The 612-nt window shown below is 57.2% G+C and carries 1 protein-coding gene; it reads left to right on the top strand.

All coding sequences use genetic code 11. The annotated features are described in order from the left end of the window. Positions 1 to 612, top strand: a 612-nt coding sequence (locus tag ACF8E5_RS13200; RefSeq protein ID WP_392475388.1) for an IS256 family transposase, incomplete at both ends; no start/stop codon positions are given.

Below are 612 nucleotides of genomic sequence, written 5' to 3'. Positions count from 1 at the left end.
AACGCGCGCTGAATGCCGAGCTTGGTTACCATCTGGGCTATCCGCCGGGCGCGCAGCGCCCAGAGGATGAAACCAACCAGCGTAACGGCAAGAGTGGCAAGACGGTTTTGACCGGCGATGGCCCGCTGCGGCTGGAGATTCCTCGTGATCGAGACGGCAGCTTTGCGCCCATTCTGATCCCCAAGCACGAGCGCCGTTACACCGGCTTCGACGACAAGATCATCGCCATGTACGCACGTGGAATGACAGTACGAGAGATCCGAGCTTTTCTTTCCGAGCAGTACGGAACAGAGGTTTCGCACGACTTCATCAGCTCTGTGACAGACGAGGTCATGGAAGAGATCGGCGCGTGGCAACAACGGCCCCTGGAACCGATGTATCCGGTTATTTTCTTTGATGCGCTGCGGGTGAAAATCCGCGAAGAAGGCCTGGTGCGCAACAAGGCCATTTACTTGGCGCTGGGCGTTCTACCCGATGGGACGCGCGATATCTTGGGCATCTGGATCGAGAACACCGAGGGTGCGAAGTTCTGGATGAAGGTGTTCAATGATCTCAAGACGCGTGGTATCGAAGACGTGCTGATTGCTGTGACCGACGGACTCAAAGGGATGC

Source organism: Pseudomonas sp. WSY_20, from assembly GCF_043104335.1.
GTDB classification, from domain to species: Bacteria; Pseudomonadota; Gammaproteobacteria; order Pseudomonadales; family Pseudomonadaceae; genus Aquipseudomonas; species Aquipseudomonas parafulva_B.
Note: the sequence above shows the minus strand (reverse complement) of the source record. Positions and strands in the feature narration are given on the sequence as shown.